Origin of the sequence: Fodinibius roseus (assembly GCF_900129315.1) — a bacterium.
Lineage (GTDB): Bacteria > Bacteroidota > Rhodothermia > Balneolales > Balneolaceae > Fodinibius > Fodinibius roseus.
The window spans coordinates 46,459-71,863 of the sequence record NZ_FQUS01000024.1; the positions used below are offsets into that span (position 1 = coordinate 46,459).

The 25,405-nt window shown below is 48.8% G+C and carries 22 protein-coding genes and 1 tRNA gene; 12 read left to right on the forward strand and 11 right to left on the reverse strand.

Annotated features, from left to right (window positions below):
- The first annotated feature begins 6 nt into the window (after nucleotides 1–6).
- The 3 genes from BUB16_RS17640 to BUB16_RS17650 all read left to right on the forward strand — a co-directional run bounded on the left by BUB16_RS17640 (nucleotide 7) and on the right by BUB16_RS17650 (nucleotide 5,055).
- Entirely contained in the window at nucleotides 7–2,391 is a 2,385-nt protein-coding gene (locus tag BUB16_RS17640) for an alpha/beta hydrolase family protein (protein ID WP_170864455.1), read from the forward strand.
- 282 nt (nucleotides 2,392–2,673) lie between these two features.
- On the forward strand, nucleotides 2,674–3,477 hold the full coding sequence (locus tag BUB16_RS17645; RefSeq protein ID WP_073067538.1) for a sialate O-acetylesterase: 804 nt from the start codon (nucleotides 2,674–2,676) through the stop codon (nucleotides 3,475–3,477).
- Nucleotides 3,478–3,588: 111 nt separating this feature from the next.
- Complete coding sequence (locus tag BUB16_RS17650; RefSeq protein ID WP_073067589.1) at nucleotides 3,589–5,055, forward strand: sulfatase; 1,467 nt, start codon at nucleotides 3,589–3,591, stop codon at nucleotides 5,053–5,055.
- A gap of 204 nt (nucleotides 5,056–5,259) precedes the next feature.
- On the opposite strand, the gene BUB16_RS17655 is transcribed toward BUB16_RS17650, so the two are convergent.
- From BUB16_RS17655 to BUB16_RS17670, 4 genes are all read right to left on the reverse strand, one after another.
- A complete protein-coding gene (locus BUB16_RS17655) occupies nucleotides 5,260–6,945 on the reverse strand; it encodes a hypothetical protein (RefSeq protein WP_073067540.1) in 1,686 nt (561 codons plus the stop codon).
- 11 nt (nucleotides 6,946–6,956) lie between these two features.
- Nucleotides 6,957–7,349: a (2Fe-2S) ferredoxin domain-containing protein gene (locus tag BUB16_RS17660; RefSeq protein ID WP_073067590.1), complete on the reverse strand. Its 393-nt coding sequence runs from the start codon at nucleotides 7,347–7,349 to the stop codon at nucleotides 6,957–6,959.
- A 232-nt stretch (nucleotides 7,350–7,581) separates the two neighbouring features.
- The gene (locus BUB16_RS17665; RefSeq protein WP_084088411.1) at nucleotides 7,582–8,043 is read right to left on the reverse strand and encodes a hypothetical protein; all 462 of its coding nucleotides are present in this window, start codon (nucleotides 8,041–8,043) and stop codon (nucleotides 7,582–7,584) included.
- A 252-nt stretch (nucleotides 8,044–8,295) separates the two neighbouring features.
- Nucleotides 8,296–10,785 carry a serine/threonine-protein kinase gene (locus BUB16_RS17670; protein ID WP_084088412.1) on the reverse strand — a complete coding sequence of 830 codons (2,490 nt, stop codon included), beginning with the start codon at nucleotides 10,783–10,785 and terminating at the stop codon, nucleotides 8,296–8,298.
- A 284-nt stretch (nucleotides 10,786–11,069) separates the two neighbouring features.
- On the opposite strand from BUB16_RS17670, the gene BUB16_RS17675 reads away from it, so the two are divergent.
- The 7 genes from BUB16_RS17675 to BUB16_RS17705 all read left to right on the forward strand — a co-directional run bounded on the left by BUB16_RS17675 (nucleotide 11,070) and on the right by BUB16_RS17705 (nucleotide 17,855).
- Nucleotides 11,070–11,783 carry an esterase family protein gene (locus BUB16_RS17675; protein WP_073067544.1) on the forward strand — a complete coding sequence of 238 codons (714 nt, stop codon included), beginning with the start codon at nucleotides 11,070–11,072 and terminating at the stop codon, nucleotides 11,781–11,783.
- A gap of 7 nt (nucleotides 11,784–11,790) precedes the next feature.
- Nucleotides 11,791–13,296, forward strand: a complete 1,506-nt coding sequence (gene accC, locus BUB16_RS17680; protein WP_073067545.1) for an acetyl-CoA carboxylase biotin carboxylase subunit — start codon at nucleotides 11,791–11,793, stop codon at nucleotides 13,294–13,296.
- A 245-nt stretch (nucleotides 13,297–13,541) separates the two neighbouring features.
- Nucleotides 13,542–14,480 carry an N-acetylmuramic acid 6-phosphate etherase gene (gene murQ / locus BUB16_RS17685; RefSeq protein WP_073067547.1) on the forward strand — a complete coding sequence of 313 codons (939 nt, stop codon included), beginning with the start codon at nucleotides 13,542–13,544 and terminating at the stop codon, nucleotides 14,478–14,480.
- Nucleotides 14,477–15,196: a lysophospholipid acyltransferase family protein gene (locus tag BUB16_RS17690; protein ID WP_073067549.1), complete on the forward strand. Its 720-nt coding sequence runs from the start codon at nucleotides 14,477–14,479 to the stop codon at nucleotides 15,194–15,196. Before murQ ends, BUB16_RS17690 begins: the two co-directional genes overlap by 4 nt.
- 108 nt (nucleotides 15,197–15,304) lie before the next feature.
- Nucleotides 15,305–15,997: an energy transducer TonB gene (locus BUB16_RS17695; protein WP_073067550.1), complete on the forward strand. Its 693-nt coding sequence runs from the start codon at nucleotides 15,305–15,307 to the stop codon at nucleotides 15,995–15,997.
- 76 nt (nucleotides 15,998–16,073) lie between these two features.
- A tRNA-Ser gene (locus BUB16_RS17700) sits at nucleotides 16,074–16,161 on the forward strand.
- 329 nt (nucleotides 16,162–16,490) lie between these two features.
- On the forward strand, nucleotides 16,491–17,855 hold the full coding sequence (locus BUB16_RS17705; protein ID WP_073067552.1) for a TrpB-like pyridoxal phosphate-dependent enzyme: 1,365 nt from the start codon (nucleotides 16,491–16,493) through the stop codon (nucleotides 17,853–17,855).
- An 85-nt stretch (nucleotides 17,856–17,940) separates the two neighbouring features.
- Here the strand turns inward: BUB16_RS17705 and BUB16_RS17710 are convergent, their stop codons facing one another.
- The 5 genes from BUB16_RS17710 to BUB16_RS17730 all read right to left on the reverse strand — a co-directional run bounded on the left by BUB16_RS17710 (nucleotide 17,941) and on the right by BUB16_RS17730 (nucleotide 21,397).
- Complete coding sequence (locus BUB16_RS17710; protein WP_073067594.1) at nucleotides 17,941–19,152, reverse strand: RNA polymerase sigma factor; 1,212 nt, start codon at nucleotides 19,150–19,152, stop codon at nucleotides 17,941–17,943.
- Between the two features lie 327 nt (nucleotides 19,153–19,479).
- A complete protein-coding gene (locus tag BUB16_RS17715; RefSeq protein ID WP_073067554.1) occupies nucleotides 19,480–19,839 on the reverse strand; it encodes a YciI family protein in 360 nt (119 codons plus the stop codon).
- A gap of 215 nt (nucleotides 19,840–20,054) precedes the next feature.
- Entirely contained in the window at nucleotides 20,055–20,630 is a 576-nt protein-coding gene (locus BUB16_RS17720) for a YdeI/OmpD-associated family protein (RefSeq protein ID WP_244545739.1), read from the reverse strand.
- Between the two features lie 9 nt (nucleotides 20,631–20,639).
- The gene (locus tag BUB16_RS17725; protein WP_073067558.1) at nucleotides 20,640–21,005 is read right to left on the reverse strand and encodes an iron chaperone; all 366 of its coding nucleotides are present in this window, start codon (nucleotides 21,003–21,005) and stop codon (nucleotides 20,640–20,642) included.
- Between the two features lie 5 nt (nucleotides 21,006–21,010).
- On the reverse strand, nucleotides 21,011–21,397 hold the full coding sequence (locus BUB16_RS17730; RefSeq protein ID WP_073067560.1) for a DoxX family protein: 387 nt from the start codon (nucleotides 21,395–21,397) through the stop codon (nucleotides 21,011–21,013).
- Between the two features lie 336 nt (nucleotides 21,398–21,733).
- Between BUB16_RS17730 and BUB16_RS17735 the strand changes: the two genes are divergently transcribed.
- Nucleotides 21,734–22,672 carry an NAD-dependent epimerase/dehydratase family protein gene (locus BUB16_RS17735; RefSeq protein WP_073067562.1) on the forward strand — a complete coding sequence of 313 codons (939 nt, stop codon included), beginning with the start codon at nucleotides 21,734–21,736 and terminating at the stop codon, nucleotides 22,670–22,672.
- A 178-nt stretch (nucleotides 22,673–22,850) separates the two neighbouring features.
- On the opposite strand, the gene BUB16_RS17740 is transcribed toward BUB16_RS17735, so the two are convergent.
- Nucleotides 22,851–23,156, reverse strand: a complete 306-nt coding sequence (locus tag BUB16_RS17740; RefSeq protein WP_073067564.1) for a putative quinol monooxygenase — start codon at nucleotides 23,154–23,156, stop codon at nucleotides 22,851–22,853.
- Between the two features lie 308 nt (nucleotides 23,157–23,464).
- Nucleotides 23,465–24,247: a DUF899 domain-containing protein gene (locus BUB16_RS17745; protein ID WP_073067566.1), complete on the reverse strand. Its 783-nt coding sequence runs from the start codon at nucleotides 24,245–24,247 to the stop codon at nucleotides 23,465–23,467.
- A 142-nt stretch (nucleotides 24,248–24,389) separates the two neighbouring features.
- Between BUB16_RS17745 and BUB16_RS17750 the strand changes: the two genes are divergently transcribed.
- Nucleotides 24,390–25,370 carry a GlxA family transcriptional regulator gene (locus tag BUB16_RS17750; RefSeq protein ID WP_073067568.1) on the forward strand — a complete coding sequence of 327 codons (981 nt, stop codon included), beginning with the start codon at nucleotides 24,390–24,392 and terminating at the stop codon, nucleotides 25,368–25,370.
- The last annotated feature ends 35 nt before the right edge of the window (nucleotides 25,371–25,405 follow it).

Consider the following 25,405-nt stretch of genomic DNA (forward strand, 5'->3'; position numbering starts at 1 on the left):
ATAATATTGGAAAAGTATAAGTTGACTGAACATGGTATCCCTTGGTTATTAACCTTGGGTATGCTGCTGTTAATGAACTATTCGGATGCGGTGGCACAGGCCGATCGGATAGATTTTTTTGATGAACCCTATGATGTTGAATATGAAGAAAAGATGGCCGAGAGCGTTAATGCGGGTATTGATCGATTCTTGACTCGATACACGTCAGAGGTAATAGGGGACCGGGAGAAATACTGGAATCGGCAATTTGATTCTCCACATGCTTATAACGTCTCGGTTGATCACAACAGGAATGATCTCCGGAGGATGATTGGAGCTACAGATACCATTTCTGATGTGACGTTGGAAATAAAGGGTGATCCGGGTAATGGGGTTATAATTGCCGATACAGAAAAAAGCAGAATATACGAGGTAGAATGGACCATTCATGAAGGACTCAAATCCGAAGGTCTGCTATTAATACCCAAAGGTGACATTAGGGCATCAGCTGTTGTTATCCCCGATGCAGATGAAACGCCGGAAGGCTATGCCGGATTAGAAGAGGGGCCGGGCACGGCTCTCAAAATGGCTGAAAAGGGAGTTCGGGTGTTAATCCCGACTATCATAAACCGGAAAACGCAGCATTCCGGCAGGGATCAGTTAATTCCTGCACATCCCTGGCAAAATTTGGATGATTATTCGGTATCCAGATGGAGTAATATAACGCATCGAGAGTGGATCTGGCGGCAGAGCTACGTCATGGGACACCACATCATCGGAATGGAGGTCCAAAAGGTGCTGGCTGCCGTAGATTGGCTGGTTAAAAACAAGACCGGTAAGTCCGATGAGAAAATCGGAGTCATGGGGTATGCAGAAGGCGGATTACTTGCTTTTTATTCTGCTGCTCTTGATACCCGTATTGATGCGGCATGGGTAAGCGGCTATTTCGGTTCTCGCAAGCAGCTTTGGCGTGAACCTGTGTATCGAAATGTTTGGGGATTACTGACCGAATTCGGTGATGCTGAAATGGCAAGTTTAATCACTCCGAGGAGCCTGCTAATTGAAGCTGCTCCTGTACCCGGCGTTAAGGAACCTCTTCCTGTAAAAAAGGGACAGAGAGATTTTGCGCTTGCGGGAGAATTGAGGACCCCTTCTACGAATGAAATAAAGAGTGAAATAAAAAAACTTAATAATTTTTTCCCGAATGAAAGTTCATTGCAACCAGACGTATCGCTGATTGACAATGTCGTGGGGCATGGGACCGATGAAGCATTGCGCGTTTTTATTGATCATTTGGGTATTAATGCTGCCGACTCAGTACCGGACAAACTATTGAATTCGGTAACGATGCATCGTCCGACGGATCCCGGGGAGCGGCATCGGCGGGTTTTTTACAACATGGAGGACTATATCCAGGATATGATACCCACGGCTGACCGCAGACGGTATCAGTTTTTAGAAGGAGATCTGTCATCTCCTCAATCCTGGGATCGGAGTATGGAACCTTATCGAAAGCAATTCTACGATCATTTGGTAGGCAGAATTGACAAAGATTTGCTGCCATTGAATCCCCGGGTACGCCAGATTTATGATAAGGAAAATTGGAAAGGATATGAGGTAGCCCTGGATGTTTGGCCGGACGTAAATGCCTGGGGTATTTTAGCTGTCCCAAAAAATATAAATCCCGATGATAAACGACCCGCTATCGTTATGCAACATGGCATTGGGGGATTACCGACAACCTCTATCAGGGTAGAAAGCTATCATCATGTACTTAATGCGCTCGTAAACCGTGGCTTTGTAGTATTTGCTCCGTATAATCCTTATCAGTTTAATATTAGAAAAGCCACAGCCTTAAAAAAGAGTGTGTATTCCATCATTATCCCCCAACATCAGCAAATTCTGAATTTTCTTAAATCCCGTGATTATGTAGACCGGGATCGTATTGCTCTCTATGGTAAAAGCTGGGGTGGACGAACGGCATTACGGGTCCCCGTCGTGCTGAAAGATTACAGCGTTGTGGTCAGCTCGGCTTATTTTAACGATTGGCTCAACAAGGCCGTCAGTACGAACTATTCAAACTCTTATTATTGGGAAGATTCGATAGGGATCTATGAATGGAACATGGGGAATACATTTACCCATGCAGAAATGGCAGCGATGATAGCTCCGCGCCCCTTTATGGTTGAAGATGGTTATTTAGATGGGGTAGCCCCATATGAAATGGTTGCTTCGGAGTTCGGAAAGGTAGAACGCTGGTATGATATGATGGGGATTAGTGAGCGTGCAGAGCTTGAGATTTTTAAAGGCGGGCACGAGATCAACGGAAAAGGAACCTTTCGTTTCCTTCACAAATATTTGAATTGGCCCGCTCCTGAATCTCCAACGAAGAGCCAACTTATTTCTGAATAAATAAAAATTATTAGTATTATAAGTAGAGATACTTCCAGGCACTTTTCCATAGTGACCGGTTGTTCTCGAAGGAGTCGGGCCTACGTGCAGCAGTGGATTTGTGGGTCCTCGCGGGCGCCGTTTATTTTTGGAGTATCAACCGAGGGCGACCACCACCTAAGGCTACGATAATTTTTTGTATGGCATAGAAATTGTTTATGAAGCGAGTGAACGTAAGGTAACCCAATCTACTCGATGATTCTCAATAACTAAAATGATTGTGTTCTCTGGGAATTAAACAAAATGGTACTTAAAATTTATCTTACGATTGCTCTTTTTATAACCTTTACATTTTATGCAAATGCTCAAGAAAATGCAGATCCTGACTTCCATATTTATCTTCTCATGGGCCAGTCCAATATGGCGGGGAGAGGAGAGATAACCGAAGAATTTAAAAATGAAAGGCATTCCCGGGTTCTCATGCTGAAGGAGGATAATCAGTGGGTAGTTGCCCAGCATCCATTGCATTTTGATAAGCCATCTGTTATAGGAGTAGGCCCTGGGTTATCGTTCGGAATTAAAATGGCGGAAGAGAATCCGGGAACTAAAATCGGGCTCGTTCCGACTGCTGTCGGGGGAACCTCTATTGATCTGTGGAAACCGGGAGCATTTGATGAAAAGACAAAAACACATCCCTATGACGACGCTCTTGTCAGAATAAAAGAGGCAATGAAATCCGGCGTAATAAAGGGAGTATTATGGCACCAGGGCGAATCGGACAAAGATCCCAGTAATGCGTCTCAATATGTTGCAAAATTAACGACCCTTATCGAACGCCTTAGAACAGAAGTCAATAATCCGGAATTGCCTTTTGTCGCAGGTGAATTGGGAAGATTCATAACCACGAGTGAAAATATTAACAAGGAACTTGCAAAAGCGTCGGACAAAATTCCCTATACGGGCGTAGCTTCTTCAGAAGGATTGGTGCATAAAGGGGATGGAACCCATTTTGACAGTCCCTCTGCAGCAAAATTGGGAGAACGATATGCCCGGCAAATGCAGCGGATTCAAAGTCAAATTATTAGCAAAGGAAAGGATAGCCAGTAAACTCGCTGGTTCAGAGATCAGGTATAATAATTCATCCAAGGTCAACATAGCGTAATGAATCATTTTTCTTTTTTCGCGGTGGCAGCAGCGCTGCTGGCCCTCCATCCATCAATGCCAACAGCCACGGCCCAGCAACAGCAGCCCGGGCAGGACCGTCCCAACGTGCTGTTCATTATTTCCGACGATCTGACCACCACGGCGGTTTCCTCCTACGGTAATAAATTAGGGACCACGCCCCATATCGACCGGCTGGCCTCCGAGGGCACACGGTTTACGCGGGCCTACTCGCAGTACCCGGTGTGCGGGCCCTCGCGGGCCTCGCTGATGTTCGGGTATTACCCGAGCGCGACCACCACCTACGGCTACGTCAGCGGCCGCCGGAACGTGGGACCCGACCGAAACTCCTGGGCCCAGCTATTCCGGGAAAACGGCTACCGGACCGCGCGGGTCAGTAAGATTTTCCATATGGGCTCGGTGGATATCATGGAAGGGCGCCACGGGGCCGACGACCCGGCTTCCTGGGACGAGCGCTACAACAGCCCGGCCCCGGAAGTTCATGCCGAGGGGGACAGCGAGCTGGTCCAGAATAACCCCTACGGGCGGCGCCCGGTGCTGCGCGAGGAGGGAGTCAACGGAGGGAACCTGATGAATATTGTCAAAGCCGAGGAAGGACAGCCGCATACGGACGGGCGCACGGCGGAGCAGGCCTCGGAGCTGATCCGGGCGTACGCGGAAACGGAGCAGCCCTTTTTCCTGTCGGTGGGCTTTTTTCGTCCCCACGTGCCGTTTGTAGCGCCAAAGGAATATTTTGAGCCGTATCCCTACCGGGAGATGGTACTGCCGCCCAGGGTTCAGGGAGACTGGGATGATATCCCGGAGCGGGGCATCAACTATGTGACCAGCGTGAACGGGCAGATGAGCCCCGAGCAGGAGAAAAAAGCGATTGCCGCCTACTACGCGGCGGTTTCGTATATGGACGCCCAGTTGGGGAAGGTACTGCAGGCGCTTCGGGAGGAAGGGCTCGAGGAAAACACGATTGTGATTTTTACCTCCGACCACGGCTTTCACCTGGGCGAGCACCGGTTTTGGATGAAGGTGGGCCTGCATGAGGAGTCGGTGCGGGTGCCGCTGATCATCAAAGCCCCGGGGAAAGAGCCGGCGGTCAGCCATTCGCTGGTGGAGCTGCTGGACCTGTATCCCACGGTCGCGGAAATGGCGGGACTGGAGTATTCGGAGCACCTGCAGGGCAAGAGCCTGGTACAAACGCTGGAGGATCCGGACCACGAGGTCCGGGAGGCCGCCTTTTCGATGCACCGGTGGGGGGGAGGATTTGCGTACCTGCTTCGCTCCGAGAAGTGGGCCTATATCCAGTATGATGAAGACGCGGGATCGGGTATGGAGCTGTACGATATGGAGCGCGACCCGCAGCAGTATAACAACCTGGCCGGGAACCCGCAGTACGAGGATATTGTGGCTGCATTCCGGGAGCGGCTGCAGCAGAAGCTAAAAGAGGTGCGGGATAACGACCTGGTCCGGGATGAAAGTCTGGATGTCACCTATGATACCACCGGTGAATAATGAGGATCGTTCTTGGTGTCCCAAATGGCCTTCGGGGAAGTGGCAGAGCGATACGCGTTCAGGTTTGGGGGGATGAATATAAGTAATATCGTAGTAAAACCACCCGGATTCAGCCAAATGATACACCGGAGTATAACGTTTCTACTAACCGGTTTCAGCCGTATTACGCATAAAGTTTGTGCCGGGAGCTGTGCGACGCTCAAATTATTTTCGGATGGTACTCTTTATTCCGCTCAGCAGGCTCTTCCACCAGTAGTTGAATATCGATTTGGTTGTATCCCGTTCAAAGCGAATACGTCCTGCCCGCATCCCGGTTTCCGGGGTATTATTGGCTCTGACCACGAAATTATTGGCTACAAAGCTCTTGAGATTTTCCAGCAGTCCATGCTGCTGTATGGATTGTTTGTCGAGCACAGAAATTTTAAAGTCTTCATAGTTCATTACAAGCGTACCGCTGGATTGGTTTTCGTTCAGCGTCATTTCGAACTCGAGGCTATTAAGCTGTCCCCGGTCTACTCGTATAAAAGCAACATGTTCTAACATGCGGTTGAAGGCAGGCATTGAAACAGACTGCAGCTGTCCGCTGACTTTGTGAAACCCCTCCCCGGTATCCATCGGAAACTCGAAATGAGCTTCGAGTAAGCTCATCCCCATTACCCGGCTTTCGGCATCCAGCGTAGTTGTGATACCCTCTTTCGTATCCTCGGGATAGTTACTAATCGACCGGAAGACAGCATCTGTCTCTTCAAAGGTTATCGTGCCGGCCCTCGGCGTGTTGCCTACATATTCGCTGTAGGAAATGTAGGCATCTTCAATTCGCAGGGAATCAATTTTGACCGGCGTTTTCAGATCACGAAAGGCAATGAACGGCAGTGGCTTGGAGGTGGGGGGACCCCCGGCGATGCCGCGGTTAAGGTAGTCCTCAAGCTCGGGACGCTGAATGTGACCGTAACGGGCATAGACGCGGGCAGAATCGACAAGGCGGGAAAAATCGAGGCCTTTAAACTGCATGTCGGGAATGGTAAGGGCAATGCGGTCAATGGTACTGCCGTGTCGTCGGGCAAACTCCAGCTTTCCGTAGCGGGGGACAAGCTGCAGAGAGTCCAGGCTTATGGTTTCGTCGTCGGAAGAAATGGAAAGCCGGTCAAAACGTAGCACATTCAGGCTGTCCGACAGCTTTAGCATAAAGTTCCCGCTCTCCGCCTCCATCTCATCAGTGATAAAGATGCGTCCGGATTGTGCGGAGGCCGAATCAACCCGGATATTACGGAGGGAAAGATCCAGCTGACCGAGGGATGAAATCGTATCACCGGATTGCGTGAAGGTTCCGTACCCTTCCTGAATAATAAGTTCGCCTATCTCAATCGCCCGGTACTGGCCGGAGATTGCGGCAAGAATCGTCGAATCCAGGGAAGAGGACCGGCTGCTGTCTTTCGATATCCCGGTGTTGTGGGGATTCCTGAGTGCCGATATATCAGGCCTGCTGATTCTGATAGTACCAATGCTGAGTTCATCGCCCGTGAGCGAAGAAAACAGATCCATTCCTGTGACTTCAATCTCCTCAAAGGTTCCCTCAAACAGCTTGTCAGGGGGACCGCCGGACGATGAGGAAGGGCCCGAAAATACGGAGGTGTCGGCCTGCAGGCGAGCCTTGCTGATGGTGGCCGAGCCCGAAAAAACGTTGAGGTTGAGATTCTCGAAACTGAGCGTGTAGGTGCTGTCGGTGGATTGCCGAACCTGCTCTTTAAGACTGCTTGACAGATAGTCATCGGCAAAAAAAGTAATAAAAATCTGAAGGATAAGCAGCAGTACCAGGAGTCCCCCCATAAGATAAAGGATGCCTTTGACCAGGGGATTCATTCCGGAGTTTATTATCTTGGTTTTCGGCATAGAAGTAGGTTTTAATCAGTCGAGGGCTTTTTATGCTCACCATTTACGGTAAGCGGCTGTTCCGCAAACATATACTCTTTGACCGGCTCCCCTTTGATCAGGTGCTGTTGGATGATCTGTTCCAACACTTCAGGTTTGCAGGAATGGTACCATATGCCTTCCGGATAAACGACGGCGACGGGACCTTTTTTACAGATGCGCAGGCAGTTGGCTTTGGTACGGTAGATGCCGCCGGCCCCATCCAGTTCTAACTCTTTCAGCCTTCTTTTGAGAAACTTCCATGCTTTCAGGCCAATCTCCTTTTTGCAGCATTTGGGTTTTGTCTGGTCGGCACAGAGGAAAATATGACGATTAATTTTATCGACATGCAGTTCTTTGGCTTTTTTGCGGAGGCGTCTATTCATCTTTGAAGCGATTACTTTAGCTAATGCTTTATTTATAGAGAGCTTTGCAAAACCATTCTTTTGGCCGATCTCTGCATTTTCGCGCATTCAACATCCTCCACTATGCCTTCCTATGCTGCGGTTTTGAATGCGTTCAGGGGTTGTATTGGCCAAAATTCCTGGCTTTTCAAAGCCTCTATCAGGAGGAGAGCTACAGTGCACCTCCTGTATATGTTACAACAGTAGTTTCTATTTAATTAAGATATAATCGCATTCCCAGCGCCCCGGCAAAATGAAAGCGAAAATACGGGCTGAAGTCGATGATGGGAGCGAGTTCAAAGAAGGCTTCGAGATCAGAATCCTCGATGGAGTAGACCGTACCTGCCGGTACACGGAGTCCGGTAACAAAATCATCACTCACATCGGTCCATAACAGTCGCAAACCGAGTCCATAATAAAGCTGGAAATTATCGATAACCATGTCCCGGTGCTCCAGGACATTCGTGTGCAGGTATACTTGTGAGATGTCTTCCCCCAGACTGAAAGAGAGAGCGCCGTCGATAGCCAAGTCCTCACTTATCCAGGCTTTGGCACTTAGCCCCGTGGGATCATTCAGTATGGCGCCGACGCCAATTCTTGTTTCCTGGGCTAAGGCAGAGTGACTGACAGAGAGCAGAGATCCGCAGAAGAGAAGGATAAGCAGTATCTTTTTCATGATCGGAAGCGTTATTAGTTCAATGGGTTGGGTGGATAAGAATATTGGTAACGTCACGATAAGTAACACCGCCTTAAGTTAAGAAAATTGAATTTATGGCCATAATATAATTCGTTTAGCACGCACTTTTTCCCAATTAAAGTAGCAGGCCGTCGATTTGCGCAAGCTTGGAGCGGAGCCGGTTGTTTGCGGTATCGAGGAAACAGAGGATATATCCACCTGCACGGAAGCCGTGGATGCGGTTGTTTTTGATTACTCCCAGAACTCCTCCAGGAATTTTTCCCATCGCCCGGCGTTGTCTTCATAAACACGCTTGAGGTCCGAAAGAATAGCTTTAAAATCGTCATCGTCATGCATCGGTTGCCAAACGGGATTTTCAGCGATCCAGGGATAATTTTCGTACCCGAGGTAGATCGCTTTTCGCAGCCAGTGCAGCGCCTCGGTGCTGTTGCCGTCGACCACACAGTAGGATGCCAGGCGGAAGGCCATTTCACAGTCGGTTGAAGCGATGGTCAGCAGTTCGTCGGTAATCAGCGCTTCCGCTTTTTCCCGCTCTCCGTTGCGTACATAACACATGGCCAGGGTGGGATAGGTGACCCGCCGGTTGGGATCGTCCGCAATGACTGATTCTAAAATGGGGATCGCTTTTTCATAGCCGCCCTCGCGGAAGTAGAGATATCCCTCGGTGGTACGAAGCAACGAGTGGTCGGGCTCAAGAGTGAGCCCTTTGTTGACTTCCAGCCATGCCAAATCCATCTGTCCCAGGTAGTGGTTCAGCCGGGCCCGCCGGTTATAGATCTGGGTGGCCGCAGCTGGGTTTTTCTGCAGGGCCCGGCCCAGGAGTCGCAGCGCTTCTCTGTGCAGGCCGTCCAGCTGTATGATGATGCCGGCACCCAGCAAAACCTCGGAATTGCGGCCGTTATGTTTAAGCAAATACTGAATATCCCGGCGGGCCTGGTCTTTTTCGCCCCGCCACAGGTAGGTGTAGGCCCGCTGTAGTTTGGCCTCTACATTGTCCGGGTCGAGCTCGAGCGCCCGCTCCAGGTGCCGCTGGGCCTTCATGAAATGAGTAGGTCCCCCCAGCCCGTTGGTCACATAATTCAGATGTGTCCGGCCGAGTCCCCCGTGAGCGGCGGCGAAATCCGGGGCCTGGTCAAGGACTTCCTCGAATTTAATCCTTGCTTCCCCGAGATCTTTGGGATTGTTCGATCCCCACAGAAAACGGGAAAGCAGGGCCTGTGCTTCAAGGTATTGTTCCGACAGATCAATGGAGAGATTATCCAGCGATGTCTTTTCCTGCCGCCCTTCCAATTTTCCGAGGTTGAAGAGGGTTTCAAAGATCTCGTCGGTCAGTTCGCCCTGCACCTTGACGAGGTCAAAAGAGGGCACCGAAATAGTATTGCCCGCCTGTATGGTTTTGGTAGCGATCTCCACCAGTTGCCAGTTGAGCGTAAATCCTTCTTCAGCCGTAAAAAAAGAACCGGTCAGCACGTATTCGGTCTGCAACCTGTGTCCCGCTTCGATATCGTCAATCGACTGGTCGGAAAGGGATAAAAAGGTACCCGGGGGACGTATGGCCACTGATGCATTTTGGGAAAGACGCGTAGCTATGGCATCCGCCATGGCCAGCCCGAAATAACGGTTTCGGTCATTGCCTTCCACCTGTTTAAAGGGCAGTACGGCAATAGAATTTTCCGGGATATCTTCATCATCTTTCTGCAGAAAGAATTCGGTGAGCATAGAAAAAACACCGGTACGCTTGTCGTCTTTTTTACCCTTGCCGTCCTGCTGCCGTGGAGAGGGTGAGGGAAGAAGGGCAGAGCTTTCACCCGGTATCATCCCTTGTTCGAACTCCATACTTTTCATCAGCATCTTGAGGGCCTCGTGCAGCTCGGTAACGGATTTAAAGCGATTGGAAGGCTGTTTGTCAAGAGCCTTCAGAATCAAGCTGTTAAGGGTTTCCGGAACTTCCTCCCGGTACACAGTGGGAGCCGTGGGCTTACCGGACCGTATGGCGTGTATGATGAGTGATTGATCAGTCTGGCGGGACGACAAAAAGGGATGCCGGCCGGTAATAATTTCATAGAGTATGACGCCGAGGGAAAATATATCGGACTGTTTGCTGCTTCTCAGGGTAACAAACTGCTCCGGGGCCATATAGGCTGTAGTCCCAAAGCGCGAGGATTGAAGCTCTTGTCCTTCTCCTGCAGTGGTCTTACCATTCGGATCATGGGTGACCGGCAATGTTTCCGGCGACTCCTTTCGTTTTGCCAGCCCGAAATCCAGGATTTTGACCAGTCCACCGTCGGTCACCATAATATTGGCCGGCTTCAGGTCGCGATGCAGGATTCCTATTTTATGCGCTTCCGCCAGTCCGTCTGCAATCTGGATACTGATGGAAAGGGCGAACTGCAGGTTCAGCGGACCCTTTTCCAGGAGCTCCTTCAGCGTGCGTCCCGGCACATACTGCATGACGATATAGGGACGTTTTTCATATTCCCCTACCTCATAAATGGCACTGATATTGGGATGCTGGATAGCGGAGGCAATACGGGCTTCTTCGAGTATGCGTTTCCTGATATGTTTTTCGGCAGCACGCCTGGGGTGTACAATCTTTATGACTACAGGACGCATCAGCCTGGTATCTGTAGCGTAATAAACCGTGCCGTGCTGGCCCGATCCCAATTCATACTTGATATCGTAATGATGGATCCTTTCCATATGGTTATCTTGGTTTGACATAGATGGATAAAGTTACAGACAAACGCAATCAACTTCTAACTCCTATTTCTCTCCCTGAATGCCGGGGTTTTGAAATGGGCCCGGTACAATTATAGGCTACAGGTGAGGATGTTGAAATGCAAAAATGCAGCATGTTGGCAAAACAGCGGTTTTCAAAGCCCTCTTTTATAAGGCCTGACCAATACCGCAAGATATTTTACATCTGTATTTACACTAAAGAACGCTAACTGTTATATTCCGTACCTATAATAGTTAGATATCCTATTAAGCTGCAGAGGAATGTAATGAACAAAAAGGTGAAAAAATGGCGTAGTCCCAGCCTTGGCAAAGATATGGAGTTGGTTATTTATGGATCGTCCGGGACCCCGGTTCTCGGCCTGCCCACCAGGGGAGCTTCCTGCCATCAATGGGGAGAGTTCGGGATGGTGGATGCCATTTCATATCAAATTGAAAATGGGTTTAACCAGCTCTTTTGTGTTTCTTCAAATGACGGGGAGAGTTTTTTAAATACAACGACCCCTCCCGCCAGGCGGCTGGTTCGCCACCATCAGTATGAATTGTATCTGGTGGAAGAAGTAGTGCCTTATATCAAAGATCAGAACCCTATCGATTATTTGATTGTCGCCGGCACCGATTTGGGAGGATATCATGCACTTAACACAGCGCTGAAACATCCTTCTGCTTTCGATAAAGCTATCGGTATAAGCGGCATTTATGATATTAAAGGTTTTATGGATGGCTATTACGAAGACGATGTGTATTACAATAATCCTACAGATTATATTCCCAATATAAGCCGGCAGTCGTTGCTTAATAAGATACGGAATATTGATTTCAGGCTGGTCAGTTACGATCACGATCCGCGCATAGATTACGCTCGTCGCATGAGTAATGTACTTCGCATGAAGTTTATCAGGCACGAGCTGGATATTTGGGATAACAATACCAGTCGCGAATGGCAACAGTGGCAGCAAATGCTTAAAACTCACATTATTTAACGAATTTATGCCGGATATAACCAAGATTTTAATTGCTAATCGCGGGGAAATCGCTTCGCGGGTTATTCGAACGTGCAGGGAATTGGGTAAACAGACGGTAGCGGTCTATTCCACCCCCGACGCGGATGCCCCTCACGTACAGCAGGCCGACGAATCGGTACATGTGGGGCCCGCCGCCTCTTCCGAAAGTTACCTGGTGATTGACAATATCATTCAGGCTGCCCGGCAAACGGGGGCCGATGCCATCCATCCCGGTTATGGGTTTTTAAGCGAGAATGCCGATTTCTCACAGCAATGCCGGGAGGAGGGCATCCTCTTTATCGGTCCGGGTCCGGAGGCCATCCGTACGATGGGGGATAAAACAGCGGCCCGCGAATTAATGAGCAAAGCCGGGGTTCCTTTTCCTCCCGGAACCCGAAAAGAGTTACAAGAGATCGGAGAAGCGAAGAAGGTTGCCGATGAGATTGGCTACCCCGTACTCGTAAAGGCAGCGGCCGGCGGTGGAGGAAAAGGAATGAGAATTGTAGAGACTGAGGAGGAGTTCGAAGCGGCCATAAAGGCGGCGAAATCGGAAGCCCGCAACGCCTTCGGCGACGACCGCGTGTATATTGAAAAGTACCTGGTGCAGCCGCGGCATGTGGAGTTTCAGATTATGGCCGATGAACACGGAAATACCGTGCATATTTTTGACCGGGAATGCTCTATCCAGCGCCGGCATCAAAAGGTCATAGAGGAAGCTCCTTGTTCGATGTTGACCCCGGATTTGCGTTCTGAAATGGCGGAAGCGGCCATTTCCGCGGCGCGGGCGGTCGATTATGTGGGGGCCGGAACGATCGAATTCCTGGTGGATGCCGACCGAAAATTTTATTTTTTAGAGATGAATACCCGCCTGCAGGTAGAACACCCGGTTACGGAGCTGATTACGGGCCTGGACCTGGTGGCAATGCAGATCCTGGTGGCGGAAGGCAAAGCGTTGCCCTTTAAGCAGGAGGATATCCGGATGGAGGGACATGCCGTTGAATGCCGTATCTACGCGGAGGATCCCCGCGAACATTTCTTGCCCAGTACCGGAACACTGACCAAGCATCGCATTCCTTCGGGTAATGGCATCCGCGTGGATGCCGGGATTGAAGAGGGACAGGCGGTTACGATCAGCTACGATCCGATGATATCCAAGCTATGCGCATATGGGCAGAATCGTGATCACGCAATCCGGCGGATGCTCCGCGCCCTGGATGAGTATGAGATTGCGGGGTGCCGGACCACCATCCCGTTTTGCAAATATGTGTTAACCCACCCGGCCTTTGCAGCGGGGGATTACGACACGCATTTTGTTCCCGACCACTTTAGTGCCGAAAAGCTGGATGCCGCACACGGCAGCAAGGTTGAAATACAGGCCCTGGCCGCCTCACTGCTAAAAAAACGTGCCGGCCCGGCTAATGAGGACACTGCTCAGTCAAAACCGGGGAATCCCGGTACCGCTTGTTCCGAATGGTGGCAGCGCCGGTCATAGTTTTAGTGCTACTGTCCGGTCGCCCGCTGAAGGGCATGCCGGCCACCTGTTGGTACGGATGAGGGGACCCAGATCGGGCAAAGCCTCATGAAGGAGTATCGGATTGGATCGCATGGAAGCGGCAGGAAATGACCGATGAGAAATATCAAACAAGAAAGAACAGATTGAACCGTTAGCGGATCTGGAAAGGCTAACGCTCTTAGCCGGACTGATCGTTAAAAAGGGTAATTATTAAAATATTTACTATGGAAGAAAACAAACAAAAGCTTTTCAGCCAGCTTAAGGACCTGGATACCGAACAGCGTAATACGAATACGCGGGAAATAGACGTGGCTGATTCCCTCGAAATTGCCCGGCTGATTAATGCCGAGGACCAGAAGGTGGCCGGGCAGGTGGAAAAGAAGCTGCCTGCGATCGCCAGGGCCATTGATTTGATCAAGGAGGCTTTTGACCAGGGGGGACGGCTTATATATGCCGGGGCCGGGACCAGCGGACGGCTGGGAATCCTCGATGCCGTCGAGTGCCCCCCCACCTTTGGTACGGATCCCGGCCAGGTGATCGGGTTGATTGCCGGGGGAAAAGAGGCCGTCTTCAGATCTCAGGAGCGGGCCGAAGACTATGAATCCAACGGTCGGGAGGCGCTGCGCGACGTTGATCTGAATTCCAGGGATATCGTATGCGGAATAGCAGCCAGCGGCCGCACGCCTTATGTGCACGGCGCTCTCAAAGAAGCAAAAGAGACGGGATGCCACACCTTGTTTGTGACGACCGTCCCCGCCTCCCAGATTACCATAGACGTGGATGTGATGATCGATATTCCTGTGGGACCGGAAGTAATCATGGGGAGCACCCGCATGAAAAGCGGGACGGCCCAAAAAATGGTCCTGAATATGCTCACAACCGGAGCCATGATTCGCAAAGGTAAAGTATATGAAAATGTGATGGTGGACCTGCAGCTTGCGAACCAGAAGCTTGAGGAGCGATCCAAGCGAATTGTTATGATGTTTACCGGGGTAGATTACGAACAGGCCGGCGAGTGGCTTGAAAAAGCCGGGGGACATGTTAAGACGGCTCTCGTCATGATCCTGGCCGGGATGGAACGGGGGGAGGCGGAGCAGCAACTACAGGAAAACAATGGGTTTATCCGCAAGGTACTGCAGGAAAGGACTATGAAGTCCGAATGATGAAGACCATTTCCAGTATCATCATATGGATCTACTGGGCTGTATGTATTATCAGCTTCTTTGTGATCGTTTCGGTACTTTATCTCCTTACGTTCCCGTTTGACCGGTTTCATACGATCTCCAACAGATCGCTCAAAGGACTGGCCTGGATCATGATGAAGGCCAACCCCGGCTGGTCGATAGCCATCAGGGGGGCTGATCTGCTAAAGATATCACAGCCGACCATTGTTGTTTCCAATCACCAGAGCTTTTTAGATCTGCCCCTGTTATATATGCTGCCGTGGACGATGAAATGGGTCGCAAAGAGAAGCATGTTCCGTATACCCATCTTCGGCTGGATGATATTTATGACCGGCCAGTTGCCCATTGACCGCAGAAGCATGAGATCTGCCAAGAAGCTGGATGCCCTGGTGGCGCCGGTTAAGGCTGGTATTCCCGCCATGATCTTTCCCGAAGGCACCCGAACCAGGACGGGGGAGATTCAGGAATTTAAAAACGGTGCATTTAAACTGGCCCGGAAATATAATTTTAACATCCTGCCTGTCGTTTTGAAAGGGGGACATGAGGCCATGCCCCGGGGAGCCTGGAGGGTTGCTCGCAAGCAGCGTTTTGTAATTTCTGTGCTGGATCCGGTCGACCTTCAACAATTCAAGTCCCTGACCGAATCAAAGGATGCTGTTTTTTCGTTAATGAAAGAGGAATTGGAATCATTATGAACGTTGCTTAAAAGCAGGATGCCGGTTTCTACCGGTGAGCGGTGTATTTTTAGGAGGCTTGCAGCAGTGTCCTCATTTTAATTCGGGTTTCACTTTAAAAATTCTCTTTTGGCTGACAGCTCCAAATATAATCTCCGGGAAGATTCGCAGTACAGGATTCGCATGCTGTCTGCAATCATCGTCGCCCAGCTTATCATCCTGGCATTCGTCAAGTTTTGGCCCGCGGAGGCTACGCGCAACCAGTCACTAAGCGAGCGTGATTTTTCGGAGAATGTTGTCATGCTCGAAGACGCTGTGATGACCCGCCAGGTCAGCGGTCCGCCCCCGCCCCCCAGGCCGACCGCTCCTATCCCGGAACCCACGGATGAAATCATCGAAGAAGAGATTACCGAGCTTGATGATATCCAGTTTTCAGAAAATGCCGACCCGCTGTCCGAATCGACTATCGGTGATCAGGGCAGGGACGAGGGACCGGTTGCGGGCAGCCCCGATCAACCGCCGCGAATTATTCGAATTGTAGAGCCGCCGACGCCCGAAGCGGCACAGCGAGCGAACATCAAAGCAGAAATCACGGTAAATTTTCTGGTGGGTACCGACGGAAGGGTAGAGGAGGCCACTATTGAACAAATTCGTCTTTATGAGGGACCTGATTCCCGTGACTTCACAATCGTTGATACCATTAATTACGGACTTACCGAAGTGACCCTCGATGCCGCCCTGCAATGGAAATTTCAGCCGGCCCGGAATAATGGTCAGCCGGTACGTACCTATTCGAAGCAGATTTTCACCTTTGGATTTTAAATGGATCCCCGGATGGTGCAAATGTCGAATTAACATTGCATGCCCCTGAAAATTAGCCTATATTTGCCACTTCTTTGGAGGGGTGGCCGAGCGGTCGAAGGCGCACGCTTGGAAAGCGTGTGTATCCCAACCGGATACCGGGGGTTCGAATCCCCCTCCCTCCGCTTTTAAGGCCGTACTGCCTGCGATTGGTGGTCTTTGGTTGTCCGCTGAACCGGACACATCACTTAAGTAATTCTTACGTCGGACAAAAACAGGGTGATTTCGGCAATCGATTAAGTACCGGTTAAGTCCGGCTTAGTTGTCGATATAATCGAGGGCAGATCCGGGCATAGGTTTTCGGCAAGGCTGATACTTCCTTTCTTTTTCTTTTTTTCTTAATCATTTATTCCCATATTGGCAATCGTGAGTGGATAAATACCGGGTCATATCCGGTTATCATTCACACGTTATTCTACCGTACACTCTCATTTAAAACCTGATCGTATTTGCCATGACTAAGAAGATTTTTCTCGATGAATCCGATATCCCCACCCACTGGTACAATATCGTAGCGGATATGCCGAACAAACCGCAGCCGCCGCTGCATCCCAAAACGGGCGAACCCGCCGGTCCCGAGGATCTCTCACCGATATTCCCGATGGGACTGATTGAGCAGGAAGTTTCTGCCGAGCAGTATATCGAAATTCCGGACGAAGTACGTGATATTTACAAAATTTGGCGTCCCTCCCCACTATATCGCGCTAATCAACTGGAGAAAGCCCTCGACACCCCGGCAAAGATTTATTACAAATACGAGGGAGTGAGTCCCAGCGGTTCACACAAACCCAATACGGCCGTCCCGCAGGTGTATTACAACAAGCGGGAAGGCATAAATAGTATTACCACCGAGACCGGGGCCGGACAGTGGGGCACCGCGCTGGCATTTGCCTGTGCACAGTTTGACGTGAAGTGCGAGGTGTATATGGTTCGTATCAGCTATGATCAAAAGCCCTACCGGAAAGTGATGATGAATACGTTCGGTGCTGATGTATATCCCTCTCCGAGCGATCGCACGCAGGCTGGGCGTGATATTCTTGCCAAAGATCCGGATACCAGCGGCAGTTTGGGGATAGCCATCTCCGAGGCCATTGAACGCGCAGTACAGGACGAGGAGACCAAATACTCCCTCGGGTCGGTGCTCAATCACGTGTTGCTGCATCAAACCATTATCGGTCAGGAAACGATCAAACAACTTGAATACGCGGGCAATTATCCCGACGTGGTGATTGCACCGCTCGGGGGAGGATCGAACTTCGCCGGTATCTCATTTCCATTCCTTAAAAATAATATCAGCGAAGATAAAAATACCCGTTTTGTTGCCGTAGAGCCGGCTTCTTGTCCGAAACTGACGAAGGGAGAATTTATGTACGACTTCGGAGATTCGGCAGGCTACACGCCACTGCTGCCCATGTATACCCTGGGACATAATTTTACCCCTGCGGCTATTCATGCGGGCGGATTGCGCTATCACGGGGCCAGCGTGCTCTGTAGCCAGCTGCTGAAAGATGAGCTGATTGAAGCCGTTGCCATTCAGCAGCTCGAGTGTTTCGAGGCCGGGGTTCTTTTTGCAAAAACGGAGGGTATCATTTCGGCTCCCGAAGCGACCCATGCGATAGCACAGGTTATCCGGGAAGCTAATCAGGCCAAAGAGGAAGGCAGGGAGAAAACGATCCTGTTCAACCTTTGCGGTCATGGCTTTGTGGATATGTCAGCCTACGAGGATTATTTTGCCGGCAAGCTGAGTGATCACTCGTTCACTGACGATGAGCTGAAGAAAAATCTTCAGGAAGTGCGGGAGCTGAGTGTCAACCAGTAAGGGCAGCTTCGTTTACTCTAATGATAATTATCAGCCATTTTGCTGCCGGGCTTGTCAACAAATATCCCGGAACTCAATAAAGTGATCAAGGTTTCTTTTTACCGATAGGAGAATTGCTGGAAAGGCGGTCGATTTTTGCCTGAATGATCTCCTTTTCTGGCGGGGTTTTAGCGAGGGACCGGGCTTTTTCAAAATGGATGATAGCCTTTTCCGGATCGGTGTGCCTGTAAAGCTCGCCCAGAAGGACAAAATAGAAATGGTTGTCCTCCAGGCTCAGTTTTTCAGCCTCAGTTATAGCGGTTTCTGCCCCTTTCACTTTGTATAATGCATACATCCTGTTGAGAGCAATACTCGGGGAATAGCTGACCTTCAGAAGCTGATCGTAGAGATGTAAAATGTCCTCCCACTTTTCGGGAGTATCTTCTTTGATGCAATGCCAGTAGGCGATGCGTGCTTCCAGGTGGTAGGAGCTGATCTCGTCTCCCCGTGCCGACCGACCCAAAAAGTGCATACCTTGTTTAATCAATGCCGTATCCCACAATGCCGGGTTTTGCTGGTCGTATAGAATGATAGGCTTTTCTGTATGTTGCCTGGCCTCAAACCGGGAAGCATGAAAACACATGAGAGCCACCAGAGCATTTGTTTTGGGTTGATCCGTTTCCTCATGACCGGTTAGCAGCAGTCCCAGTCGCATGGCTTCGAGGCAGAGATCTTTCTGCAGGACCTGGTTTTGGGTGTTAGAGTAATAGCCCTCATTGAAAAGCAGGTAGATAATGCGAAGGACACTGTCGAGGCGTTCGGGTATTTCATCTTTTGGCGGCAGTTCCATCCGGATGTTTTCGGTTCGCAGCTTTTTCCTGGCCCGGTATAACCTCTTGTTGATCGTATCTTTGTTGGATAAAAAGGCCTCGGCTATTTCATCAATCCCAAAACCGCAAAGAGTGCGCAGGGCCAGTCCTATCTGGGCTTCGCTGGCAATGGCGGGGTGACATATTGCAAAGAGCATTTGCAGCTGACTGTCCTGGATATTATGCAGCGAAAAATCCGGCTCCGGAATTTCTTGATCCTGTTGTTGTCTTACCCTCAGTTCAGGAGATACTTTATGGCTAAAAATTTTTTTCCGGCGGAAATGATACAGGGCTTTTCGCTTGGCCACCACATACAGCCAGGCCGTCGGATTTTTCGGCGTACCCTCGATTCCCCATGTTTCGGCCGCCTGAAGAAACGTTTCACTTACCACATCTTCGGCAATTTGAATATTGGACAATCCATACAGCTTGCTGATGACTGCAACCATTTTCGAAAATTCCCGGTGAAATAACTGCTTTATGGTTTCCTGTTCCACTTGCTTGCTTTATGATTTTTGTGTTTTACAGGCTTCACAAAAGTGGTTTTGCCGAATTCTTGTGAGTGATTTACAATTGACGATCAGCTATCCGCCGTCAGCTTAATAGGTATAGTATTTTAGTAAGAGGCCGTAGTTCAGCCAAACTCAAATTTCCCAAAGAGGGAATGGTGAGCTGACTGCTGATAGCGGAATACACATCACTCTGACTACTCGCGATGAAACAATAATTTATGAATCTGTGAAAATCTATGCCCGAGGTTTCGCAGCCAGCAAAGCCTATCCTTTTTTCCCCGACCAGGGATTCCCGATGGGTCGGACCTCAACACTGCCTCCCTGGTCAAGGGCCGGACAGCCATGAGCTAATGTGGTAGCATCATCCAGGTTTTCCGCCTTTACGACAATAAAACTCCCCAGCTTTTCTTTGATTTCAACGAAGGGGCCATCGGTAACCACGCCGCCGGGCTTTAACACTTTTCCTTCCATCGCCAGACGAGGCCCGCGACTGGACAATTTTCCCTGCTCGTCGATGTCCTGCCACCACTCCTTCCATTTTCTCGCGAGTGCGGCCATCTCTTCTTTTGAAACATCGCTGTAGTCATAACTCGGCTGCCGGAACAATAGCATGAATTCTTTCATTTTACGTATATGGTTTAAAAGTTTATGGTTTACGCCTGCGTTTCAACCTTATAATGACTGAGACGCTGGAAATTGGACATTCCAATTTTATTTTCCGTTTTAGTGCCCCTCGCAAATCCCCGGGAGATATGCAATATATCGCCCAATTGACGGTAAAGCACTGGGTTTTGTTATTGGCAGATGGTATTAATTTTCAGATAACTTCATTGAGGACTTTATTCTCGTAATCCCTTTCCATCAAGAATTTTCGGTATGTATTTTTCCACCCTTCGCGTACGGGTTTTGGATTGTTTGGCATCAGAAAAATACAGAAGGTATCCTCGTTGCCGTCCGGGCGTCAAATCATTGAAAGCAGTTTTTAAGCCAGGATTTTCGTCCAGCTTCCTTTGAAATTCTTCAGGAATCGGTTCCGTTTTCTCTTCTACATCCACTTCCAAACCGGCTTTTTCCGCTTCAATAGCTTCATCAATATAGGCCTTCAGCATAGATTTCATCTCGACTATTTCCTGCGTCCCGGTGAATGAAATCCGTCGTGCGATACGAGAATGTTTCCCGGGTTTCTCCAGCACTCCCCCGGGATCCTCTAACAGGACACCCTTGAAAAACATAAGTGCACAGGTTTCGCTAAAGGGCTGTATAATAGCGATATTATTTTCCTGAAACGAATAGCAGGGTTTTCCCCACTTCAGTGCTTCGGTTAGTCCACAGTCGAGACAGATTTTTCTCAACTGCTCTATTTCTTCCTGCCATTTTTGGGCTTTGTTTATATAGTCATCAACTTTGGGATTCATTCTTTGCATTTAGTTTGTTGTTCTTTTGGCTTTATTCATTTTCGCTTTTAGAAGTTGCTTTATGATTGTGGCCGGCACTTTTTGACCGTACTTGATTTGTATGGTTTCCTTCCCGGTTTTGTATCCTTTTTCTTCGAGCATTTTATGATTTTTGCTATGGAGTACGTCAGCGCCAATGCCAAAGGTAGCGTGGTTCTTGAAGGCGGAAAATCCAACATGAACACCGTGAAACTTATAGAATGGCACATTGTAGCTTATGCCTTCCTCCGCTTCCGGAATCGTCGATGTTATGATTTCCCGGAGTTCTTTAAGTATTGGATGGGCCCTGGAGGGAGCATTGGCAATGTAGGAATCAACGTCTTTTGGCTTAGTCATAATTGTTATTTCTGATTAACGGTCCCGATTTTTCTACCCGCAGGCCTGAAATACCACGATGCCACTGTCATGGTTAACAATACCAATGAAGGAATAGCTTCCGTAAACGGCTGTCCTGCCACAATATGTGAAGTCGCAGCTCCGGACATGGCAAAAAAGAAGCCTGCATAAGCCCATTCCTTTACTAAGGGAAATTTAGGAACAAGAACTGCTATAACTCCCAAAATTTTCCAAAATCCGAGTATGGATAACAGATAAATCGGATATCCCAATTGGCTGACAATTTCAACATATCCCCCTATTTGAAACAGTTGTTGTACGCCCCCTGCTGTCATACCAAAGGCAAGAAAGCCGGTGGCGATCCAAAAAATAATTTTATTTCTCTTTGACATGGTGAATTCGTTTATTTTTGTCTTTATTTGTGTTGAGTGTTTCCCTTCACTCTAATAATGCTTGAAACCTGGGAAATTGGACATCTTTTTTAGTATGGTAATAATTAGTATGGTAATAAAGAGTGCAACCAATGTTGGCAGCGGGACCATTTTCATCTCGCATCCTGACAGCCCAGCGCTTATGCGGCGCGGACAATGGTATTCTTAATTAATAAAATTTAAGGGTAAAAGTGAATACCGGTAAATCCGGCGAGAGGGATGACTGTCTTTGTTAGAAATACCAGATAAAATGTACATATATTGAATTTGCCAATTTTAATAACAACTACTTGATCTATGCAGACCATATTAGGCGCAGGCGGAGCAATAGGAAGAGAACTTGCCAAAGCTCTTAAGGAGTACACAAATGAAATCAGGCTGGTCAGCCGGAATCCGGAGAAAGTCAACCCTACCGATGAACTGGTTGCAGCAGATCTGCTTAATCCGGATGAAGTACGTAGCGCTGTAGAGGGGACATCGGTGGCATACGTAACGGTGGGACTTCCTTATGATGCAGAAGTATGGGAGAAAAAATGGCCTGTTCTGATAAACAATGTACTCGCTGCCTGTAAGGAGCATAACTGTAAACTGGTGTTTTTTGACAACATCTACATGTATGATGAGCATCATCTGAATGGAATGACCGAAGAAACACCCGTCAATCCACCCAGCCGAAAGGGAAAAGTCAGAGCCCGGGTAGCCAATATGATTATGGAAGAAGCAAAGGAAGGTGGCCTTAAAGCGTTAATTGCCCGCTCTGCTGATTTTTACGGGCCCAATATTAAAGACACCAGCATGCTCACCGAAATGGTGGTTAATCCCTTAAGCGAGGGTAAAAAAGCCAACTGGATAGGATCAGCCGCGGTAAAGCATTCTTTTACGTATACGCCGGATGCCGGCAAGGCAACCGCATTACTGGGCAACAGGGATGAAGCTTATAACCAGGTTTGGCATCTCCCGACGGCGGCAGAGCCACCAACAGGTAAGGGATGGATAGAAGGTGTGTCCCGTGAAATGGGAGTGAAAGCCAGGTACCGGGAGGTGTCTAAATTGATGGTTCGAGTTATGGGCCTGTTTGTGCCTGTTATGAGTGAGATCGTCGAAATGTATTACCAATATGACCGGGATTACGTATTTGACAGCCGGAAATTTGAGCAGCGTTTTGCTTTTAAACCCACTCCGTACCGGGAGGGAATAAAGAACACCGTGCAAGCACATGACGCCGACACCGTATAGTTGATGTTTGGGTTGCGAGTCCTGTAACAAACTTGCGCATAATCGTAAAAATGTTGAGTTAATCGTTTTATTTAGGGTGCCGGTAAAATTCGGTCACCTGACTATTTCCGAAAGCTGCGGGTAACCACATCTGCGGGAAATATATGGCAAATTTTTGACCTATCGGGTTTCTGTGAAATTACGCTTCTTCCAGTATTTCATACGACACCGGTTGCGGTGATTCAACAAATCCGTCTGATACGGCTGAAGCGAATTTTTTCACATCTTCGCTCGCTAAAAACGTGTCGCGTTCCTCTTTTGATCCCCACCGTTCGAAATTAACCGTTACAGCAGGATTTTCTGCGGAGCGAAAAACATTATACTCGATGCAGCCCGACTGCGAGCGTGCCGCTTTGGCCACATCGCGCAATGCCTGCTGAACGGTTTTTTGTTTCCCCGGTTTGGCTTCAGCAGTTGTCATGATAACAAGATCGGAATTTTTCATTTTTTCAGTCGTTTGAATTTTTTGTTGAAGATGGTTTAAGGAGACCTTTGCAAGACCAATGTGTCACTTTGAATTAATTTTAGGACCTGGAGTAACAAGTGTGCCTTAAAAGCTTCTTAAGAACAATTGTTTACAGATGCTGATAAAACTTGTCCCGAACAGTATCGGGGTTCAACATGACATGATTGGTTTTCAAAGATTCTATGTTTAAAAACAAATGATTATTACATTCGGATAGCGTATTACACTAAAGCCTCTAATGCATTCGGATGATTTTCGAGGGATGTCTGAGTAATTATCATGGTTGTTCATTCGCTATGGTACTCGTCATGGCGGCGTAACCAGAATCCCGTTTCGTTACGTCCGAGTGGTGCCCGGTCAAGCCATTTATACATCCCCCACAGATCGTCCAAGCCACGCTCATAGGTTGAGTAGGTGTGATGGATGGCACCGTCTTCGAGCACAAAGGCACTCATACCGGGCGCCTCCCTTGCGTAGGTTGCCCAGTCCGTTCCGGTGCCTGCCGTAATCTTCGGTGCGGCCTTGGGAGCTTCTACATTTGGATCAACCTCATCCTTGTTAGAACTTGCATGGCCCTTGCGATAGTTATATTCAATATTTCCCTGGCGCTGTTGCTCTTCTGTGAATGAGACGGCGAAGTCAAAGTTGAAGTCACTGCCGTACGAGGATGCCCAGGGGAATGTCCACCCCATCCGCTGTTTGTATGCCTGCAGTTTCTCCAGCGGTGCCCGTGATACCGCCCAGAGCATGACGTCGTGGTTAGCCAGGTGTACAACGGAGCCGTTGAAGCCGTCTGCAATAGCCGAGCAGGAGGGACAACCTGCTTTATAATCAGGTCCGAACATAAAGTGATAAACAATAAGCTGCGACCGTCCCTGGAAGAGATCTGCCAGCGAGGCGCTGCCTTCATCGGTTTCGAACTGGTATTCCTTATCAACTTTAACCCATGGCAGCTCTTGCCGTTTTTTAGCAAGCTCATCGCTGCGCCGGGTTAGCTCTTTCTCCTCTTTGAGTAGTTTTCGTCGTGCTTCAAGCCACTCCTCACGTGTTCCTGTTTTGTGGTTGGTCATTGTTTCCTCCTTTTGCTTTTGTCTTAAAATAATTTCTATAAAATCAATGTAATGGCTATATATCACTTTCACCCGGTGTAAATTAGACGTTATAACAGGTTGATTTAGACACCGGTAAATTTCTACCTTAAAAAGAAACATTATGAAACATCTTACGATCATTGTGCCTGAGGGACAAAATAACCTGGAAAGTATCGTAGGTCCGTACAATATATTTACAAGAGCTAATAAGTACTGGGAGGAAAGCGGGCGTGAATCATTATTTGAAATTGAATTGGCCGGTATTTCAACAGAAGTGGAATTCTATGGCGACTTGTTTTCCGTAAAGCCACAGACCGATATTTCGTCTATCCCCAGAACTGATCTTATCATTGTCCCTTCACTGAATCACAATTATCGGGAAGCGGTAGAAGGAAACAAAGAGCTGATTGAGTGGATTGCCAAACAGTATAAAGACGGGGCTGAAGTGGCCAGTATTTGCACCGGTGCCTTTCTGCTCGCATCCTCCGGTTTGCTGGATGGCAAAAGCTGTTCTACCCATTGGTCTGCTGCGGATAATTTCAGAGAGATGTTTCCCCGCGTGGAAGTACAACCGGATAAATTGATTACGGATGAAGATGGGGTTTACACGAATGGCGGTGCTTATTCCTTCCTCAACCTGATGATTTACCTTGTTGAGAAATACTACGACCGGCAAGCAGCTATTTATTGCTCCAAAGTATTTCAGATTGAAATGGACCGGCAAAGCCAGTCCGAATTTATCATATTCAAAGGACAGAAAATGCACGGGGATGAACTGGTTCAACAAGCGCAAGCCCATATCGAAAGCAATGTGCATGAAAAAATATCCGTTAAACAACTGGCTTCCAGGTTTGCGGTCAGCCGACGGCAGTTCGACCGGAGGTTTATTGAAGCCACCGGAAATACGCCGTTTGAATATATACAACGGGTCAAGGTAGAGGCAGCCAAAAAGCTATTGGAAGCGGGCAGAAAAACGGTTACGGAAACAATGTATGAGGTGGGCTATTCCGACGCCAGTGCATTTCGCAGGGTATTTAAAGAAGTTACGAGTTTGTCACCCGTGGAGTATAGAAACAGGTATAATAGAGAGGCAGTGGTTTGAGAAGGTGTTGACAAAGCATCCTTTGCTGTCAATGA

Excerpts from the sequence above, each read along its gene's own strand:
- BUB16_RS17670 (WP_084088412.1), bottom strand. The coding sequence starts at position 10,785 with ATGTCAAACCAAGATAACCATATGGAAAGGATCCATCATTACGATATC.
- BUB16_RS17690 (WP_073067549.1), top strand. The coding sequence starts at position 14,477 with ATGATGAAGACCATTTCCAGTATCATCATATGGATCTACTGGGCTGTA.
- BUB16_RS17740 (WP_073067564.1), bottom strand. The coding sequence starts at position 23,156 with ATGAAAAATTCCGATCTTGTTATCATGACAACTGCTGAAGCCAAACCG.
- murQ (WP_073067547.1), top strand. The coding sequence starts at position 13,542 with ATGGAAGAAAACAAACAAAAGCTTTTCAGCCAGCTTAAGGACCTGGAT.
- BUB16_RS17720 (WP_244545739.1), bottom strand. The coding sequence starts at position 20,630 with ATGAATCCCAAAGTTGATGACTATATAAACAAAGCCCAAAAATGGCAG.
- BUB16_RS17745 (WP_073067566.1), bottom strand. The coding sequence starts at position 24,247 with ATGACCAACCACAAAACAGGAACACGTGAGGAGTGGCTTGAAGCACGA.
- BUB16_RS17730 (WP_073067560.1), bottom strand. The coding sequence starts at position 21,397 with ATGTCAAAGAGAAATAAAATTATTTTTTGGATCGCCACCGGCTTTCTT.
- BUB16_RS17645 (WP_073067538.1), top strand. The coding sequence starts at position 2,674 with ATGGTACTTAAAATTTATCTTACGATTGCTCTTTTTATAACCTTTACA.
- accC (WP_073067545.1), top strand. The coding sequence starts at position 11,791 with ATGCCGGATATAACCAAGATTTTAATTGCTAATCGCGGGGAAATCGCT.
- BUB16_RS17665 (WP_084088411.1), bottom strand. The coding sequence starts at position 8,043 with ATGAAAAAGATACTGCTTATCCTTCTCTTCTGCGGATCTCTGCTCTCT.
- BUB16_RS17710 (WP_073067594.1), bottom strand. The coding sequence starts at position 19,152 with ATGGTTGCAGTCATCAGCAAGCTGTATGGATTGTCCAATATTCAAATT.
- BUB16_RS17660 (WP_073067590.1), bottom strand. The coding sequence starts at position 7,349 with ATGAATAGACGCCTCCGCAAAAAAGCCAAAGAACTGCATGTCGATAAA.
- BUB16_RS17750 (WP_073067568.1), top strand. The coding sequence starts at position 24,390 with ATGAAACATCTTACGATCATTGTGCCTGAGGGACAAAATAACCTGGAA.
- BUB16_RS17715 (WP_073067554.1), bottom strand. The coding sequence starts at position 19,839 with ATGAAAGAATTCATGCTATTGTTCCGGCAGCCGAGTTATGACTACAGC.
- BUB16_RS17655 (WP_073067540.1), bottom strand. The coding sequence starts at position 6,945 with ATGCCGAAAACCAAGATAATAAACTCCGGAATGAATCCCCTGGTCAAA.
- BUB16_RS17650 (WP_073067589.1), top strand. The coding sequence starts at position 3,589 with ATGCCAACAGCCACGGCCCAGCAACAGCAGCCCGGGCAGGACCGTCCC.
- BUB16_RS17675 (WP_073067544.1), top strand. The coding sequence starts at position 11,070 with ATGAACAAAAAGGTGAAAAAATGGCGTAGTCCCAGCCTTGGCAAAGAT.
- BUB16_RS17705 (WP_073067552.1), top strand. The coding sequence starts at position 16,491 with ATGACTAAGAAGATTTTTCTCGATGAATCCGATATCCCCACCCACTGG.
- BUB16_RS17725 (WP_073067558.1), bottom strand. The coding sequence starts at position 21,005 with ATGACTAAGCCAAAAGACGTTGATTCCTACATTGCCAATGCTCCCTCC.
- BUB16_RS17735 (WP_073067562.1), top strand. The coding sequence starts at position 21,734 with ATGCAGACCATATTAGGCGCAGGCGGAGCAATAGGAAGAGAACTTGCC.